Source organism: Streptomyces lanatus (assembly GCF_014655715.1).
Classification (GTDB): Bacteria; Actinomycetota; Actinomycetes; order Streptomycetales; family Streptomycetaceae; genus Streptomyces; species Streptomyces lanatus.
Genome location: NZ_BNBM01000009.1, coordinates 41,393 through 57,398 on the forward strand (window position 1 = coordinate 41,393; position 16,006 = coordinate 57,398).

Consider the following 16,006-nt stretch of genomic DNA (forward strand, 5'->3'; position numbering starts at 1 on the left):
CGCGGTCACGGCATGTGGACGTCCGGCCCGATCACCACGCACGACGCCGCCGGCACCTCGATCGAGCCCTCGTAGCGCGGGAGTCCCCGGTCCGGGTCGACGGCGAACCAGGACACATCGCCGGAGCGCTCGTTGGCGACGTACAGGACGCCTCCCGCCTCGGTGAGCGCGCGGGGCCAGTGTCCGGCGCAGGTGACCGTGCCGACCAGCCGCAGTTCCTCGCCCTCGACGACGAACGTGGACAGGACGTCCTCGCCGCGGGTGGCGGTCCACACGAAGCGGCCGTCCGGCGAGGCGGCGATGCCCGACGGGTAGGCGTCGCCGGCCGGGGCGCCCGGCAGCACCTGGATCTCGGTCAGGGGCTTCAGCGTGCCGTCGTCGGCGTCCCAGTGGCAGATGGTCACGGTGGGGGTGAGTTCGTTGACGACGTAGGCGTACGGGCCGTGCGGGTGGAAGGCGAGGTGGCGGGGGCCCGAGCCGGGGCGCAGGGCGATCTCCCGGTGCACGTCGAGCGTGCCGTCGGCCAGCGTGCACACCCTCACCGAGTCGGTGCCGAGGTCGACGCTGACGGCCCAGCGGCCGCTCGGGTCGGGCTGCACCTGATGGGCGTGCGGACCCTGCTGGCGTGGGGTGTGCGGGCCGGAGCCGGTGTGCCGCAGGACGACGGGCGGGCCGTCCCCGAGGGTCCCGTCGAAGCGCACGGGCAGGGCGGTGACACTGCCGGAGCCGTAGTTGGCGGTCAGGACGTGGCCGGCGAACAGGGTGAGGTGCGTGGGTCCGCTGCCGCCCACCGGGACCGGCGATCCGACGGGCTCGGGCTTCGCGCCGGTCACGCGGTACGCGGCCACGGTGCCGTCGGCCGTCTCGCTGACCGCGTAGAGCGTGTCGCCTCGGGGCGACAGGGCCAGGTACGCGGGGTCGGGCACATCGCGCACGCCGTTCAGGACGGTCAGCGCACCGCTTCCCGCGGCCACTGCGGCCGTCGTGATGCCATGGCCCCCGGCCGCCGTGAACGAGCCGATATAGGCCCGCCTCCCCAGCCTGTCGACGTCTGCCACCGTTGTCCCCTTCCGGTCGGGTGCCGTCCGGGCTGACGGTAGCAGCGGATCATCATCGGTCTAGACCAAGGTCGGGTGATCGTCGGCGAGTTCGGTCAACCTTCCGCCCGGACGCACGACCTCACCCGCGGGCCGCTCCCGCGCGGCTCGCGAGCTGAGGGGTCCGATGGGTGCGGGAGTACCCGGCGGACGCCCTGATCCACCCTCCGGACGGCCTACGACCGTGTCAGCGCGCCGACGGGGCGCGAGCCCGTATCGCGATCCGCGGCTCCGCCGCGCGGGCGCGACCAGCCATGACGACGCCGCGGACGTACCCAGTTACATAGGCCGCATCGCCATGCAGCTCTGCCACGACGGCGATGACACGCCCCCGCCCTCCCGCGGAGCGCTACGCGCCGACCAGCGGTGACCCCGACGGCGTCCGCAGTGGCTGGGCCAGTTCGGTGAGGGCTCGCTCCAGGCCGTGGAGGTGGGCCAGGGCGGGGTCCGTCGCGGTGGGGTGGGCAGTGGGGGTGGTGATGTCCGTGCCGGCGGTCAGGGCCTCGACCGCGGCCTCGACGCGCCAGCACGCGGCGGCCAGGCGGGCGTCGTGCGAGGCCTCGGGGTCGGCGGCGACGGCGGCGAGCCCGCGGATCTCCCGGGCGCAGTCGTCGAGCAGGGCCAGGACATGGCGGGCGCGCCGCTTGCGGGCCGGCATCGGGTTCAGCGGGTGCATGAGCGGGGCGATCGAGAGCCGTACCCGGCCGAGCAGCTGCTCCAGCTCGGCCAGCCGCGGGGCGGGGTCGGCGCTCTCGTCGCCGGCCAGCCGGGCGGCGGCCTCGGCGGTGGCGGTGTGGACGCAGCGCAGGGCGCGCTGGATCCAGATGTCGGTGACGGCGTGGGTGGTGACGGGCAGGACGAACAGCACGGCCAGCACCGCGCCGACCGCGCCCACGCCCGTCTCGGCGAGCCGCAGTGCCAGCAGGGCGGGGTCGAGGACGCCGAGGAGGCCGTAGAGGAGCTCGGCGAGCACCGTGACGCAGAGCATCATCCAGGTGTAGGAGACGGCGGCCGTGTAGAAGATGCCGAAGACACAGGCGGCGAGGAGCAGCGCCGTCGGCGCCCCCGCACCCGCCAGCGGGACGGCCACCATCAGGCCGAGGCCGATGCCGATCACCGTGCCGAGGACCCGGCGGAAGCCGCGGACCAGGGTCTCGCCGCGCGACGTGGTGTTGACGAAGATCCACCAGGTGGCGCCGACGGCCCAGTACCAGCGCTGCCCGGACACCAGCTGCCCCACGACGAGCGCGAAGCCCGCGCCGGCGGTGGCCTGGATCGCCTGGCGTGTGGTCACCCGGGCCAGCCCGCTGCCGCCCGGCGGCGCGGGGGCGGGCGCCGGGGGCATGCGGCGCTCGTAGCACCACAGTCCGAAGCGCACGGCGGACGCGGTGAGCAGGGACAGCAGGACGGCGGCGTAGAGCTCGGGCAGCTGCCCCGGGGTCGCGTGCAGGAACTGCGCCACGAAGAAGGTCATGAACGCGAACACGCCGAGGCTGTGGCCGCGCGGGCCCCAGCGGCGGGCGTACACGCCGGCGCCGACGACGGCGAGGAAGGTGAGGTCGCGGGCGACCGGCTGGTCGTGCAGTTCGGCCGCCGCCGCGAGGACGGGAATGCCGACGACGGGCAGCAGCGCGGTGGTGACGGCCTGCCCGCGGACGGTGGCGTCGGTGACCGTGAACAGGGCGAGCAGCGCGGCGAGCCCGCCGGTGACGGCGCCGACGAGGGAGTGTCCGGCCAGTGAGCAGACCACGACCGCGAGCCCGATGCCGAGGACGGCCCGCACGGCGAAGCGCAGCCGCGCCCGCCCCGGGTCCGGCGCCAGGAACACCCTCTTCAGCACTACTACCGCCCCTTCGACCGGCACGACACCGGCATGAAAAAGGCGCCGCGGAGGTCCGCAGCGCCATCGACCGGTCCATTGCAGCATCACGGGGCAGAGTGGCTCAAGTGGCCTCACATATGCTGGGCCATTGGCACAGAGAAATCGGTCCCTGGGCGTCCATCGGAGAGCCATCGGACCATGCGCGGAGGAAGGCCGGGACACCATGCCCGTCGACGAGCTCGACACCCGCATCCTGCGGTTGCTGCTGGAACAGCCCCGCACCAGCGTCCGCGAGTACGCCCGCGTCCTCGGTGTCGCGCGCGGCACCCTCCAGGCCCGGCTCGACCGGCTGGAGCGGGACGGCGTGATCACCGGCACGGGACCGACGCTCTCCCCCGCCGCCCTCGGCCACCCGGTGCTGGCGTTCGTGCACATCGAGGTCACCCAGGGCCACCTCGACGACGTGGGCGACGCGCTCGCCGCCGTACCGGAGATCGTCGAGGCCTTCTCGATCACGGGCGGCGGGGATCTGCTGACCCGGGTGGTGGCCCGGGACAACGCCCACCTGGAGGATGTGATCCAGAAACTGATCAGCCTGCCCGGCGTGGTCCGCACCCGCAGCGAGGTGGCTCTGCGCGAACGTGTCACGCACCGGCTGCTGCCGCTGGTGGAGTCGATCGGGCGGGCGGCGGCCCGGAAATGACCTTTGACATCCTGGGGCCATGAGCGGTCTCGGCGGCACTTCGGTCATCTTCGATCTCGACGGAACACTCGTGGACAGCGAGCCCAATTACTACGAGGCGGGCCGCCGACTCCTCGCCGAGCACGGCGTCCTCGGCTTCACCTGGGCGGACCACGAGCGCTACGTCGGCATCAGCACGCTGGAGACGGTCACCCTCTGGAAGCGGGAGTACGGCCTTCGACCCCCGGTCGCCGAACTGCTGGCCGCGAAGAACCACCACTACCTGGAACTCGCCCGCACCTCGACGCGCGCGTACCCGGAGATGCGCGAGTTCGTGGAACTGCTGGCCGCCGCGAACGTCCCGATGGCCGTGGCCTCGGGTTCGTCCCTGGCGGCCATCACGGCGATCCTCTCCGCCACGGGCCTCGCAGCCCATCTGCGCACCGTCGTCTCGGCGGACGAGGTCGCCCACGGCAAGCCCGCCCCCGACGTCTTCCTGGAGGCGGCCCACCGCCTGGGCGCCGCCCCGGGCGACTGTGTGGTCGTCGAGGACGCGGCCCCTGGCGCCGCCGCGGCACACGCGGCCGGCATGCGGTGCATCGCGATCCCGTATGTGCCCGCCCAGGCGGACGCACCGGAGTTCGCGACGGCGGGGCTGCTCCTGCGGGGCGGGCAGGGGGAGTTCACGGCGCGGCGGGCGTACGACTGGCTGCGCGGGGCGGAGTGACGGACGAACCTCCGGCGTCACATCCCTGAGCATCCCTGACCGCCAATCCCGTCAGCACCGTTGACGGCTCCTAGGTCCCCGCATAACGTCTGGTCGACCATCCGTACGTCGTTCGGAATCACGAACACGACTCACGAACAAGACGCTTCGGAATCACGATCCACACGACCCCCGCGCGGAGGAGCACCCCATGGCACCGCCCCTCTCCAGAAGATCCCTTCTCCAGGCCGCGGCCCTCGCCGCCGCGGCACCGGCGATCGGTTACACCGCGACCGGGCGGGCCATGGCCGCCGCTGAGGAGGCGCAGGCCGTGACCGTCACCCCGTCCGCATGGACCGTGCGGCCCTTCGCCCTCGACGAAGTGGCCCTCAGGCCCGGACTCTTCGCCGACAAGCGGCAGTTGATGCTCGACCATGCCCGTGGCTACGACGTCAACCGGCTGCTCCAGGTCTTCCGTGCCAACGCCGGGCTCTCCACCGGTGGTGCGGTGGCGCCCGGTGGGTGGGAAGGGCTGGACGGTGAGGCGAACGGCAACCTGCGCGGGCATTACACCGGGCATTTCCTGACCATGCTGTCGCAGGCCTACGCCGGCACCGGCGAGCAGGTCTTCGCCGACCGGATCCGCACCATGGTCGGGGCGCTGACCGAGGTGCGGGCGGCGCTGCGGAAGGACCCGGCGGTGCTGAGCGTCGGCGGGAGGTTCGGTACGGCCACCGAGAATGTCCGGGGCTCGTACCAGTACGTCGATCTGCCCGCCGCCGTCCCCGGGGGTGCCTCGGCGATCACCCTGTCCATCTGGGTGAAGCCCACGCACGCCGCCAACTGGGCGCGGGTCTTCGACTTCGGCGACAACAACACCCGGTACATGTACCTGGCCGCCCGCAACGCCGCCGGCGTCCCGCGCTTCGCCCTCACCACCGGCGGACCGGGTGGCGAGCAGGGCCTCGACGGCACCGCCGCGCTGCCCCTGGACCGGTGGAGCCACCTCGCCGTCACGATCGCGGGCGGCACCGGGACGCTGTACGTCAACGGCACCGCCGTGGCCCGCAACACGGCGATGACGCTCACCCCGGCCGCCCTCGGCACCCTCACCAACAACTGGCTCGGGCGCTCCAACTTCTCCACCGACCCTGTCTTCGCGGGCGCCTTCGAGGAGTTCAACGTCTGGTCGCGCGCGCTGAGTTCCGCCGACATCACGGAGTTGCAGGGCGAGCGCGCCGCCGACACCTCCGCCGGACGCGGCGATCTCGCGTCGTACGGCTTCGACGAGACCACTGGCGGCACGCTCGCCGATGCCTCCGGACGCGGACTCCACGCCACCCTGCGCCGCACCTGGGGCGGGCCCAGTCATCCCGGGTTCCTGGCGGCGTACCCGGAGACGCAGTTCATCGACCTGGAGTCGAGGACCAGCAGCGACTACACGAAGGTGTGGGCGCCGTACTACACCGCGCACAAGATCCTCCGGGGGGTGCTGGACGCCTACCTCGCCACCGACGACGACCGGGCCCTCGATCTCGCGTCCGGCATGTGCGACTGGATGTACTCACGGCTGTCCAAGCTGCCCGAGGCGACCCTCCAGCGGATGTGGGGGCTGTTCTCCAGCGGCGAGTTCGGGGGCATCGTGGAGGCGATCTGCGAGCTGCACTCGATCACCGGCAAGGCCGAACACCTCGCGCTGGCCCAGCTGTTCGACCTCGACCGGCTCATCGACAACTGCGCCGCGAACACCGACATCCTCGACGGGCTGCACGCCAACCAGCACATACCGATCTTCACCGGGTACCTGCGGCTGTACGACGCGACCGGCGAGAAGCGCTATCTCGACGCCGCCCGCAACTTCTGGGGCATGGTCGTGCCGCACCGCATGTACGGCATCGGCGGCACCAGTACCGCCGAGTTCTGGAAGGCCCGGGATGTGATCGCGGGCACGATCAGCGACACCGACGCCGAGACGTGCTGTGCGTACAACATGCTGAAGCTGAGCCGGACCCTGTTCTTCCATGAGCAGCGGCCGCAGTACATGGACTACTACGAGCGGGCCCTCTACAACCAGGTCCTCGGCTCCAAGCAGGACAAGGCCGACGCCGAGAAGCCGCTGGTCACGTACTTCATCGGGCTGACGCCGGGCCATGTGCGGGACTACACGCCCAAGCAGGGTACGACCTGCTGCGAGGGCACCGGCATGGAGAGCGCCACCAAGTACCAGGACTCGGTGTACTTCAAGGCCGCCGACGGCAGCGCGCTGTACGTCAATCTGTACAGCCCGTCCCAACTGACCTGGGCGGAAAAGGGAGTGACGGTCACTCAGACCACCGCCTTCCCGCGCGAGCAGGGCACCACGCTCATCATCGGCGGCGGCAGCGCGGCCTTCGCCCTGCGGCTGAGGGTGCCGTCGTGGGCGACGGCCGGGTTCCGGGTGACGGTCAACGGCCGTGCGGTGAGCGGTACGCCGACGCCGGGCAGCTACTTCACCGTGTCGCGGACCTGGCGCAGCGGGGACACGGTGCGGATCACCATGCCGTTCCGGCTGCGGGTGGAGAAGGCGATCGACGATCCCTCCCTCCAGACCTTGTTCTACGGCCCCATCAATCTGGTCGGCCGCAACTCCGCGACCAGCTACCTCCAGTTGGGCCTCTACCGCAACGCCGGACTCTCCGGCGACCTCCTGCCGTCCCTCACCCCCGTGTCCGGCAAGCCGCTGCACCACACCCTCGCCGGCACCGAGTTCGCCCCCTTCTTCGAGGGCACCGAGGACCCGACCCACGCCTACTTCCGGCGCTCGGAGCCCCGGGTGATCTTCGGCAACACCGACTCCGGCGTCGCCAACCCCGCGAAGGCCGACGGCACCACCCTGCTGGACGAGATCTGGGCCGGGGCCCCGTTCGGCAGCAAGGGTGCGCTGGTCACGCGGGTGCGGTCCACCGTGAACGCATGGGTGAGCGCCGGTCTGCTGAGCCAGGCCGACGGCCAGACGGTCACGCGGACGGCGGAACGGGCGACGTACGCCCCCTGAGCCGCCGTACGTCTATGACCTGCGTCGGGGCTTCCCGCGCCGCGCGCCCTTGGTTCCCTTGGTCCCCTGGGCGCCGCGGCCGGTCCCGGGCTGGCGACGCGCGCCGCCCCCGCTCTCCGGGCGCTTGCGCTTCGGCTGCTCCGTCGCGGACGTCGGCTGGGTCGTCGTACGGCCGCGTGTGCTGTTGACGGTCCGGCCGCGGACGACGCCGATGAAGTCCTCGACCAGGTCGGTGGTCGCCTCCTCCGGCCAGGACAGGGCGATGCCCGACTGGGGGGCGTCCACCAGCGTCCGGTAGGTGAGGTCCTTGCGGTGGTGGAGGCGGGCCAGCGACTGGGGTACGACGAGCAGGCCGACGTTCGCCGCGACCAGCTCGACGGCGTCCGCGGTGGTGGCGGGGCGTTCGAAGGCGGGCTGTCCCGGGGGCCGCTCCCAGTCGAGGACGTCGTCGAGGGGGTGGAAGACGACCTCGTCGGCGAGGTCCTCGGTGCTGACCTCCTCGACCGCGGCGATCACATGGTCCTTGGGGACGACGACGACCGTGGTCTCGGTGTAGAGGGGGATCGCGCTGAAGAACGTACGGTCCACCGGGAGCCGTACGAATCCGGCGTCCGCCCCGCCCGCCCTGAGCAGCTCGGGCGCCTCGGCGGCGGTCACCGAGTGGAGGGTGAGGGGGACGTCCTGGAAGCGTTCGTTCCAGATCCGCACCCACTTCGCGGGGGTCACTCCCGGGACGTACGCGAGCCGGAACGACGGCGCTGCCTGCGGGGTGGGCGGGGGTGCTTCCGAGCCTGTCACCTGCCCAGGTTACCGGGCGTGGTCGGGGGTCGTTCACGCACTCGATACCCTGGGGTCCATGACGTCGCACCAAAGCACCCAGTCCATGAAGCCCGCGACCGCGGCGAAGAAGCTGGGTGTGTACCTCGAAGCCACCCCCGCCGAGTTCCGGGAGGGGGTCGTCACGCGCGCCGAGCTGAACGCGCTCCAGACCGACCCTCCGCAGTGGCTGCGTGACCTGCGGCGGGACGGCCCGCACCCGCGCCCGGTGGTGGCGGCGAAGCTCGGTGTCTCCATCGCGGGACTCGCCCGCGGCGGTGTCACCGAGCCCCTGACCACCGAGCAGATCGAGGCGCTCAAGCAGGAGCAGCCGGAGTGGCTGGCCAAGGAGCGCACCACCCAGGCCGAGGTCCGCAAGGAGACGGCCCGGATCAAGCAGCGGAACGCCGAGCGCGACGCTCAGTGACCGGCCGGTTCCTTCACTCCTTGTCGGCTTCTGCCGGGATCGCCTCCAGGAAGGTGGCCGACGGGCAGAAGAAGAGGGTTCCGGTGACGGCCTGGGAGTAGTCGAGGATCGGGTCCGGGCCGGATTCGGGGCCGCCGAGGAACATCTTGCGGAGCATGGTCTCCGGGATCTCGGGGGTCCGGGCGTAGGCGATGAAGTACGTGCCGAACTCTCCGTGTCCTGGCCTGCCGAACGGCATGGCGCCCCGCAGTATCTCCAGCTCCTCCCCGTCCGGCCCGGTGACGGTGTTCACGTCGATGTGGGAGTCGGGGACGTCGAGCTCGATGTTGGTCAGCTTGGAGCGGCCGATCACCTTCTCCTGGGCCTCGACGGCGAGGGCCTCCCAGGCGTCGACGTCGTGCACGTACTTCTGCACGATCGCGTAGCTCCCGCCGGGGAACGCGGGGTCCTCCTCGCCGACGAGCGCCGCCTCGGCCGCCGCCTGGTCGACGGGGTTCTCGGTGCCGTCGACGAAGCCGAGGAGGTTGCGCGAGTCGAAGTAGGCGAAGGCCTGGACCTCGTCCTGGACGGTGACCGCCCCGCGCAGCCGCTTCATGATCTCCGCCGACAGGGCGAAGCACAGGTCCGTGCGGGCGGCGCGGATGTGGAAGAGCAGGTCTCCGGGTGTGGCCACGGCCCGGTGCCGGGGTCCTTCCAACTCCTGGAAGGGATGCAGCTGTTGGGGACGCGGGCCTTCGAACAGCCGGTCCCAGGCGGCGGATCCGACGCCCGCCACACAGCACAGGCCCCCGTCGGGGCTGGGGAAGCCAACGGCCCGTACGAGTCCCGCGAGCCCGGCCAGCAGATCGCGTACCGCGCTCTCACCCCCGGGCTCGATCGTGACCACCAGGAACACCGCGACGGGCGCCGGCTGACTGAGCACCGGCTGCGGCAGCGCACCGGCCGACCGTATGGACGACGGCTTGGATGACGGCATGGTTCCCCTCTCACCCTCGAACCCCGCCACCTAACGATGCCCGGTCGAACCGGGAACGATACCCGGCGAATTCACGCACTTCTGGCGTGTGTGTGAGGTGAGATCGGACGGTTGAACTCTGCTCTTCCCGGGCGGCTCAGCTGTCGTAGTCCACCGTGAGCGTCTCCGAGACCGGGTAGGACTGGCAGGTCAGCACATAGCCCGCGTCGACCTCGGCCGTCTCCAGCGCGAAGTTGCGCCGCATGTCCGCCTTGCCGTCGGTGACCAGGGCCCGGCAGGTGCCGCAGACGCCGCCCTTGCAGGCGAACGGCAGGTCGGGGCGGGTGCGTTGGGCGCCGTCGAGGATGGTGCGCTCGCGCGACAGGTCGGCGGTGGTGGAGCGGCCGTCGAGGGTGATGGTGACCTGGCTGACGGGTCCCTGAGGGCCGACCTCCTCGTGCCGCACCTCGCGCACCGGCTCGTCGTCGGCGAAGAACAGTTCCTGGTGCACCCGCTCGTCCGGCACGCCGAGGCCCGCCAGCACCTCTTGCGCGTCCCGGACCATGCCGTGCGGGCCGCACAGCCACCAGTGGTCGGCGGACGCCACATCGACCAGCGCCTCGACCAACGTCGAGAGCCGCTCGGCGTCGATCCGGCCGGACAGCACCTCGGCCTCGCGGGGTTCACGGGAGAGCACGTGGGCGAGCTGGAAGCGGCTCGGGTAGAGGTCCTTCAGATCGGCCAGCTCGTCGGCGAACATCACCGTGTCGGTGCGGCGGTTGCCGTAGAAGAGGGTGACCGTCGAGCGGGAGTCGGCCGCGAGCACGGACTCGGCGATGGACATCATGGGCGTGATGCCGGAGCCCGCCGCGATCAGTACGTGATGGCCGGGTGTGGTCAGGTCGGGGGTGAAGGCGCCGATCGGGCCCATGACCTCGACGGTGTCACCGGGGCGCACGTCCTCGACCAGCCAGGACGAGAACAGACCGCCGGGCACGACCCGTACGCCGATGCGCGGACTCGAACCCACCGGCGAGCAGATCGAGTACGACCGCCGTTCGTCGCGCCCCTCGACCTCGCGCCGCAGCGTCAGCGACTGTCCCGGCTCGAAGGCGAACTCCTCGGCCAGTTCCGCCGGGATGTCGAAGCCGACGGCGACCGCGTCCGAGCACAGGGGCTGTACGGCGGCGACGCGCAGGGCGTGGAAGGCCGGACGGCGGCGGGTGCGCGGGCGTACCGCGGCGGCCGTCCCTGCTTCGGTGACGCCTTCCATTCAGATCTCCTTGACGTACTCGAACGGCTCGCGACAGGCGCGGCAGCGCCACAGCGCCTTGCAGGACGTGGCGGCGAAGCGGGAGGTCTCCTCGGTGTCCGCCGAGCCGCAGCGCGGACAGGTCACCGCGTGCCGGGTGGGTGACAGGACGAGTGCGACGGGGCCGCCGGCGCGTGGTGCGGGGCCTGGCGGGGCGATGCCGTGCTCGGCGAGCTTGCGGCGACCGGCGGGGGTGATCCAGTCGCTGGTCCAGGGGGGATCGAGGACGGTACGGATCTCCACGCGCGCGTACCCGGCGTCGCGGAGGCGTGCCGCGACGTCCGCTCGCATCTCGGCCATCGCCGGGCAGCCGGAGTAGGTCGGGGTGAGGCTCGCGACGACCGTGCCGTCCTCGGTCACCTCCACGTCCCGCAGGACGCCGAGGTCGGCGAGGGTGAGCATGGGCAGCTCGGGGTCCGGCACCTGGGCTGCGATGTGCCGGGCGTCGAGCAGGGTCGTCACCATGTCGCCTCCGGGTGGGCGCGGGCGATGCCCTGCAACTCGGTGAGCAGCGGGGCGAGATGCTCGGTGTGTTCGCCGTCGCGGCCGGATCCGGGCAGCGGACGGTACACCGGCATGGGCAGTCCGGCCGCCGCGGTGACCTGGCGGATGTCCGCGACGACCTCGTCGCGCACGTCGTAGGCGGTGAACAACTCGCCGATGTAGGGGGCGACCTGTTCCTGGGCCCGGCGCATCCGGCGATGGGACTCGTCCGTGCCGTCACCGAGGCGTACGGCCCATTCGGCGGCGTACTGCCGGTGGTAGGCCAGCTCCTTGACGCCCTTGGTCGCGATCGCCGCGAGCACCGGGTCCGGGTGGGAGGCCAGTCGTTCGAAGTGGGCGAGGCGCCAGCTGGACAGCACCAGCAGCCGCACGATCGAGAACGCGAAGTCGCCGCAGGGCAGTTCGGCGAGGCGTACGTTGCGGAAGTCGCCGGCGTCGCGGAAGTAGGCGTAGGCGTCCTCGTCGCGGCCGGTGCCGTCGGCCTGGCCGGCGCGGGAGTAGAGCAGGCGGGCCTGGCCGAGAAGGTCGAGGCCGATGTTGGCGAGGGCCACCTCCTCCTCCAGCTCGGGGGCGCGGGTGATCCACTCGGCGAGGCGCTGGGCCGAGACCAGCGCGTCGTCGGCCAACGCGACGCAGACGGCGGCCAGTTCGGCGGCGTCGACGCCCTCGGGCACGGTGGTGTCGACGCCGTGCAGCGGGTCCTCGAAGCCGGTGCCGTAGGCCCAGCGGGTGTCGTCCTCGTGTCCCTCGGCGAGGGTCATGTAGACGTGGTCGTCACTCATGCCCTCTCCTTCAGATGTGCGGGACGTCGTCGGGGATGTCGTAGAAGGTCGGATGGCGGTAGACCTTGTCGGCGCTCGGCTCGAAGAAGGGGTCCTTCTCGTCGCGGGTGGAGGCGGCGATGTGCTCGGAGCGCACCACCCAGATGCTGACGCCCTCGTTGCGGCGCGTGTACAGGTCGCGGGCGTGGGTGAGCGCCATCCGGTCGTCGGCGGCGTGCAGCGAGCCCACATGGACGTGGTTCAGCCCGCGCTTGCCGCGCACGAACACCTCGTACAGCGGCCAGTCCTTCTTGTCGGCGCTCATGCCGCCGCTCCCTTCTCCATACGCTTGGCGGCGTGGGCGGTGGCCGCCTCCCGCACCCAGGTGCCCTCTTCATGGGCGCTTCTGCGCCGTTCCATCCGCTGGGCGTTGCACGGCCCGTCGCCCTTGATGACCCGCATCAGCTCGGACCAGTCGGGGGTGCCGAAGTCGTGGTGACCGCGCTCGGCGTTCCAGGACAGCTCCGGGTCGGGCAGCGTCACACCGAGCTTCTCGGCCTGCGGGACCGTCATGTCGACGAACCGCTGACGCAGCTCGTCGTTGCTGTGCCGCTTGATCTTCCAGGCCATCGACTGTGCCGAGTTGGGCGAGTTCTCGTCGGGCGGGCCGAACATCATCAGCGAGGGCCACCACCAGCGGTTCACGGCGTCCTGCACCATCTCCCGCTGGGCCTCGGTGCCCCGCATCATGGTCATGAGCAGCTCATAGCCCTGCCGCTGGTGGAAGGACTCCTCCTTGCAGATCCGCACCATCGCGCGTGCGTACGGCCCGTACGAGCTGCGGCACAGCGGCACCTGGTTGCAGATCGCGGCGCCGTCCACGAACCAGCCGATCACTCCGACGTCGGCGAAGCTCATGGTCGGGTAGTTGAAGATCGACGAGTACTTCTGCCGGCCCTCGATCAGCCGGTCGGTGAGGTCTGCGCGGTCGGCACCCAGGGTCTCCGCCGCCGAGTACAGATACAGACCGTGCCCGGCCTCGTCCTGGACCTTGGCGAAGAGGATGGCCTTGCGGCGCAGGGACGGCGCCTTGGTGATCCACTCCCCCTCGGGCTGCATGCCGATGATCTCCGAGTGGGCGTGCTGCGCGATCTGCCTGATGAGCGTCTTGCGGTAGCCGTCCGGCATCCAGTCCCGCGGCTCGATCCGCTGGTCGCGCGAGATCGTCGCGTCGAAGTGCTCCTGCAGCTGCTCCGTCATCGATACCAGCTTCCCCAACCGACCATTCGTTCGGTATCCAGTGTGACGGGTTTCCGCCAGGTGAGCAAGACCCTGTCGCCGCACGAAAACGGCCCAGGACACCCCCGAGGGGTACCTGGGCCGTTCGCACAGCACGTGTGTCACACGTTGGGCACCCGCAGCTTGTCCCAGCTGACCTTGCCGGGGATGCCGTCCGCGTCCTTGCCCTTGAAGCCGAGCTTGTGCTGCCAGGCGGCGTAGGACTGGCGGTCGCGCTCGGTCCACTCGGGGCTCGGGCCCTCCTCGTAGCGGCCGCACCCCTCGGCGACCAGACGGCGGCCCATCGCGGTGATGATCGGGGACTTCTGCCCGACGTGGAAAAAGCCGCTGCCCGGGAAGGGCTCCAGCTTCGGCTTGGGCGCGGGCTTCGGGTCCGGGTCGGGCTTGCCACCCCCGCCGCCCTTCAGCCGCTGCGCGATGCGCTTGCGCATGCCGTCCATGGTGAAGCCGCGCGGGTCCTGCTTGCCGGGCTGCCACTCCTTGTGCCCGATCACCGAGCGCTCGCTCCAGCCGTGGTGGCGGCAGATCGCGGCGGAGACCTTCTCGATGGCCTCCTTCTGCGCCTCGGGCCAGGGGTCCTTGCCGTCGCCGAGGTTGATGCACTCGAAGCCGTAGAAGCGGGCATTGCCGTCGGTGTCGGCCTCGTTGTCGTGCGGCAGCTTGGACTCGTTGATCACGGCGCGCAGGACGTCGCTGTCGCCGAGTCCCGCGTGGTTGGCGCGCCCGTTGCCGACGAGGTGGATATGGCCCTGCTTGTCTATGACCCCGTGGCAGAGCGGGCCGGGCAGGCCGGAGTAGCCGTTGTAGCAGATGCTCACCGAGTTCTCGGTGCCCTTGGTGACGGTGTGGTGGATCATCACGCCGTTCACGGGGCCCCAGTTGCCCTTGCTGTTGCGGTTGTGGGTGCGCCAGCTGCGGACCTCGTGGACCGTGAGTCCCTCCGCACGGAGTATCTCCACCATCTTGGACGCGCTCAGGGGCTTCGCCATTACTCGTCTCCTTCCGCCGCGGCCTCCGCGTCCGCGGTCGTCTGCGACCTCCCTCGGGACGGGTCCTCCGCCAGCTGCTCCTCACGGCGGGCCTGTTCCTCGGCCGCCAGCGCCGCCTCGTCCGCGGCCGGGATGCTGCTGGCCAGCGGGTTGAAGGCGAGCCGCAGATCGACGGTGCCGCCCTCGCCCTTGACCAGTGCGAGCGGGGCGAAGCCCCGGACGATGCCGGCGGGCGCCTGGAGCAGCGGGCGCCGGGCGGCGTCCGTGGGCCACTCGACGCTGCCGGTGGCGGTGCGGGCGGGGATGATCCAGTGGTCGCCGGTGCGGTACGCCGCCCCCTTGGCGAAGTACACCTCGACCCCGTCCTCCAGCGTCAGCCACTCCCCTTCGGCGACCGGGACCGCGCCGCCCTTCAGGGCAGTCGTACGGCCCTTGCGCTTCGGCCCCTCATGGTGGTCCCAGCGACGCAGGAACGGGTTGAGGTGGGGCAGCCGTCCGACACTCTGATCGGGCTCGGCGCTGAGGCGGACGCGGCGGCCCGGCAGGTCCAGTTCCTCGACCCGCAGCAGGGGCAGGGGCTCCAGGCGGGAGGCGTACGCGGTGTCGACGAGCTCGACGTGGTCGCCGACGTCCAGGTCCAGCTTGTCGTCATGGCCGAGGGACGCCAACTGCACCCAGGTGCCGTCGAGTTCGTCGACCGGGAAGACCACCGAGCCGTTCTCCCGGGACCACTTGAAGGTGGCGTCCTTGGCCTCGCCGCCCGCGTGCACCTCGACGCGGTACAGCTGGTTCTCCTGGCCGCGGTACCGGGCGTCCGGCTTGACCAGGCAGGGGTCCTCGTCGGCGTGGTCGGGCCGCTCGCTGCGGGCGGCCAGGCGGGCGCTGGGCGTGGCCTGCTTCTGCGCCCACTTGTCGAAGGCGGCCCGCACGACCTCCTTGGACGGGTCGGTCTCCTCGATGTCCAGCGCGGCCAGCGACAGCGGCAGCACCTGCCAGACGACCTTCACCCGGGCCGCGGTGTCCGGCATCGCGGCGCCGAGGGCGACCTCGCGCAGGGCGGGGTCCTCGGCGGCGGAGACGGCGCGCTCCCACACGTTCAGGTAGACCACGAACGGCGATGTGGCGGGCGAGGGCAGCCGGTCGCCGGGCTTCTCCGGGTCGCGGAAGCCGTCGGGCTGGTCCCAGTACGTCCAGTACGCGGGCGGCGCGGCGGTGTCCTGCTCGTCGTCGGCGTCCTCGTCCGGGACCGGCACGCCGGGCGCCGGGCGGGTCGCGTCGAGCAGGATGCCGTCGACGTAGTAGCGGCCGCCGTGGATGTGCAGGGTGTCGATGTCGTGCTTGCCGCCGATGTAGTCGACCTTGAAGCCCGCGGCGTCGCGCGGCCCGCCGTGCCGGCCGATCAGGTCGGCGGCGAGGGTGCGGGCCTGGTGCAGCTGGATCGCCGTCTGCTCGTTGATGTCGGCGTCGAGCTGGACGCGCCCCTGCTGGGCGATGACCGCCGAGTAACGCCGCTGCGGGCGGAACGTGAGGCGGGAGAGGTCAGCGTGCATGAAGGGGGTCCCCCTGGTTCAGGAAAGTGCGGGTAGGGCTGACGGCGGCGGC

15 protein-coding genes are annotated in these 16,006 nt (G+C 71.4%); 4 read left to right on the forward strand and 11 right to left on the reverse strand.

The genetic code is table 11. The features are described from left to right. Nucleotides 1-5: 5 nt before the first annotated feature. Both IE325_RS23660 and IE325_RS23665 read right to left on the reverse strand, forming a co-directional pair. The gene (locus IE325_RS23660) at nucleotides 6-1,058 is read right to left on the reverse strand and encodes a lactonase family protein (protein ID WP_190072034.1); all 1,053 of its coding nucleotides are present in this window, start codon (nucleotides 1,056-1,058) and stop codon (nucleotides 6-8) included. A 388-nt stretch (nucleotides 1,059-1,446) separates the two neighbouring features. Next, nucleotides 1,447-2,937 (reverse strand): FUSC family protein, encoded by a 1,491-nt coding sequence (locus IE325_RS23665; RefSeq protein WP_190072035.1) that lies wholly within the window; start codon nucleotides 2,935-2,937, stop codon nucleotides 1,447-1,449. A gap of 205 nt (nucleotides 2,938-3,142) precedes the next feature. Here IE325_RS23665 and IE325_RS23670 point away from each other — a divergent pair, with 205 nt between their 5' ends. The 3 genes from IE325_RS23670 (at nucleotide 3,143) to IE325_RS23680 (ending at nucleotide 7,341) form a co-directional block, all read left to right on the forward strand. Next, nucleotides 3,143-3,622: an Lrp/AsnC family transcriptional regulator gene (locus IE325_RS23670; protein ID WP_190072036.1), complete on the forward strand. Its 480-nt coding sequence runs from the start codon at nucleotides 3,143-3,145 to the stop codon at nucleotides 3,620-3,622. Between the two features lie 19 nt (nucleotides 3,623-3,641). After that, nucleotides 3,642-4,328, forward strand: a complete 687-nt coding sequence (locus IE325_RS23675) for an HAD family hydrolase (RefSeq protein WP_190072037.1) — start codon at nucleotides 3,642-3,644, stop codon at nucleotides 4,326-4,328. A gap of 190 nt (nucleotides 4,329-4,518) precedes the next feature. Next, nucleotides 4,519-7,341 (forward strand): beta-L-arabinofuranosidase domain-containing protein, encoded by a 2,823-nt coding sequence (locus IE325_RS23680; RefSeq protein WP_190072038.1) that lies wholly within the window; start codon nucleotides 4,519-4,521, stop codon nucleotides 7,339-7,341. Nucleotides 7,342-7,353: 12 nt separating this feature from the next. Here IE325_RS23680 and IE325_RS23685 read toward each other — a convergent pair whose 3' ends face one another. Next, nucleotides 7,354-8,139: a LysR family substrate-binding domain-containing protein gene (locus tag IE325_RS23685; RefSeq protein ID WP_229911949.1), complete on the reverse strand. Its 786-nt coding sequence runs from the start codon at nucleotides 8,137-8,139 to the stop codon at nucleotides 7,354-7,356. A 58-nt stretch (nucleotides 8,140-8,197) separates the two neighbouring features. On the opposite strand from IE325_RS23685, the gene IE325_RS23690 reads away from it, so the two are divergent. Beyond that, nucleotides 8,198-8,584 carry a DUF5997 family protein gene (locus tag IE325_RS23690; protein WP_190072039.1) on the forward strand — a complete coding sequence of 129 codons (387 nt, stop codon included), beginning with the start codon at nucleotides 8,198-8,200 and terminating at the stop codon, nucleotides 8,582-8,584. 13 nt (nucleotides 8,585-8,597) lie between these two features. Here IE325_RS23690 and IE325_RS23695 read toward each other — a convergent pair whose 3' ends face one another. The 8 genes from IE325_RS23695 to IE325_RS23730 all read right to left on the reverse strand — a co-directional run bounded on the left by IE325_RS23695 (nucleotide 8,598) and on the right by IE325_RS23730 (nucleotide 15,954). Continuing rightward, nucleotides 8,598-9,560 carry a Dyp-type peroxidase gene (locus IE325_RS23695; protein ID WP_190072040.1) on the reverse strand — a complete coding sequence of 321 codons (963 nt, stop codon included), beginning with the start codon at nucleotides 9,558-9,560 and terminating at the stop codon, nucleotides 8,598-8,600. Between the two features lie 136 nt (nucleotides 9,561-9,696). Continuing rightward, nucleotides 9,697-10,812: a 1,2-phenylacetyl-CoA epoxidase subunit PaaE gene (gene paaE, locus IE325_RS23700; protein WP_190072041.1), complete on the reverse strand. Its 1,116-nt coding sequence runs from the start codon at nucleotides 10,810-10,812 to the stop codon at nucleotides 9,697-9,699. Next, nucleotides 10,813-11,316 carry a 1,2-phenylacetyl-CoA epoxidase subunit PaaD gene (paaD, locus tag IE325_RS23705; RefSeq protein ID WP_190072042.1) on the reverse strand — a complete coding sequence of 168 codons (504 nt, stop codon included), beginning with the start codon at nucleotides 11,314-11,316 and terminating at the stop codon, nucleotides 10,813-10,815. Continuing rightward, the gene (gene paaC, locus IE325_RS23710; protein WP_190072043.1) at nucleotides 11,310-12,137 is read right to left on the reverse strand and encodes a 1,2-phenylacetyl-CoA epoxidase subunit PaaC; all 828 of its coding nucleotides are present in this window, start codon (nucleotides 12,135-12,137) and stop codon (nucleotides 11,310-11,312) included. Before paaC ends, paaD begins: the two co-directional genes overlap by 7 nt. Nucleotides 12,138-12,147: 10 nt before the next feature. Next, complete coding sequence (gene paaB / locus IE325_RS23715) at nucleotides 12,148-12,441, reverse strand: 1,2-phenylacetyl-CoA epoxidase subunit PaaB (protein ID WP_190072044.1); 294 nt, start codon at nucleotides 12,439-12,441, stop codon at nucleotides 12,148-12,150. Further along, entirely contained in the window at nucleotides 12,438-13,376 is a 939-nt protein-coding gene (gene paaA, locus IE325_RS23720) for a 1,2-phenylacetyl-CoA epoxidase subunit PaaA (RefSeq protein ID WP_190072045.1), read from the reverse strand. Before paaA ends, paaB begins: the two co-directional genes overlap by 4 nt. Before the next feature lie 140 nt (nucleotides 13,377-13,516). Beyond that, a complete protein-coding gene (locus IE325_RS23725) occupies nucleotides 13,517-14,404 on the reverse strand; it encodes a peptidoglycan-binding protein (protein WP_190072046.1) in 888 nt (295 codons plus the stop codon). Continuing rightward, entirely contained in the window at nucleotides 14,404-15,954 is a 1,551-nt protein-coding gene (locus IE325_RS23730) for a DUF6519 domain-containing protein (RefSeq protein WP_190072047.1), read from the reverse strand. The genes IE325_RS23725 and IE325_RS23730 overlap by 1 nt, the downstream gene beginning before the upstream one ends. Nucleotides 15,955-16,006 lie beyond the last annotated feature (52 nt).

Excerpts from the sequence above, each read along its gene's own strand:
- IE325_RS23670 (WP_190072036.1), top strand. The coding sequence starts at position 3,143 with ATGCCCGTCGACGAGCTCGACACCCGCATCCTGCGGTTGCTGCTGGAA.
- IE325_RS23675 (WP_190072037.1), top strand. The coding sequence starts at position 3,642 with ATGAGCGGTCTCGGCGGCACTTCGGTCATCTTCGATCTCGACGGAACA.
- IE325_RS23680 (WP_190072038.1), top strand. The coding sequence starts at position 4,519 with ATGGCACCGCCCCTCTCCAGAAGATCCCTTCTCCAGGCCGCGGCCCTC.
- IE325_RS23690 (WP_190072039.1), top strand. The coding sequence starts at position 8,198 with ATGACGTCGCACCAAAGCACCCAGTCCATGAAGCCCGCGACCGCGGCG.
- IE325_RS23695 (WP_190072040.1), bottom strand. The coding sequence starts at position 9,560 with ATGCCGTCATCCAAGCCGTCGTCCATACGGTCGGCCGGTGCGCTGCCG.
- paaE (WP_190072041.1), bottom strand. The coding sequence starts at position 10,812 with ATGGAAGGCGTCACCGAAGCAGGGACGGCCGCCGCGGTACGCCCGCGC.
- paaD (WP_190072042.1), bottom strand. The coding sequence starts at position 11,316 with ATGGTGACGACCCTGCTCGACGCCCGGCACATCGCAGCCCAGGTGCCG.
- paaC (WP_190072043.1), bottom strand. The coding sequence starts at position 12,137 with ATGAGTGACGACCACGTCTACATGACCCTCGCCGAGGGACACGAGGAC.
- paaB (WP_190072044.1), bottom strand. The coding sequence starts at position 12,441 with ATGAGCGCCGACAAGAAGGACTGGCCGCTGTACGAGGTGTTCGTGCGC.
- paaA (WP_190072045.1), bottom strand. The coding sequence starts at position 13,376 with ATGACGGAGCAGCTGCAGGAGCACTTCGACGCGACGATCTCGCGCGAC.
- IE325_RS23725 (WP_190072046.1), bottom strand. The coding sequence starts at position 14,404 with ATGGCGAAGCCCCTGAGCGCGTCCAAGATGGTGGAGATACTCCGTGCG.
- IE325_RS23730 (WP_190072047.1), bottom strand. The coding sequence starts at position 15,954 with ATGCACGCTGACCTCTCCCGCCTCACGTTCCGCCCGCAGCGGCGTTAC.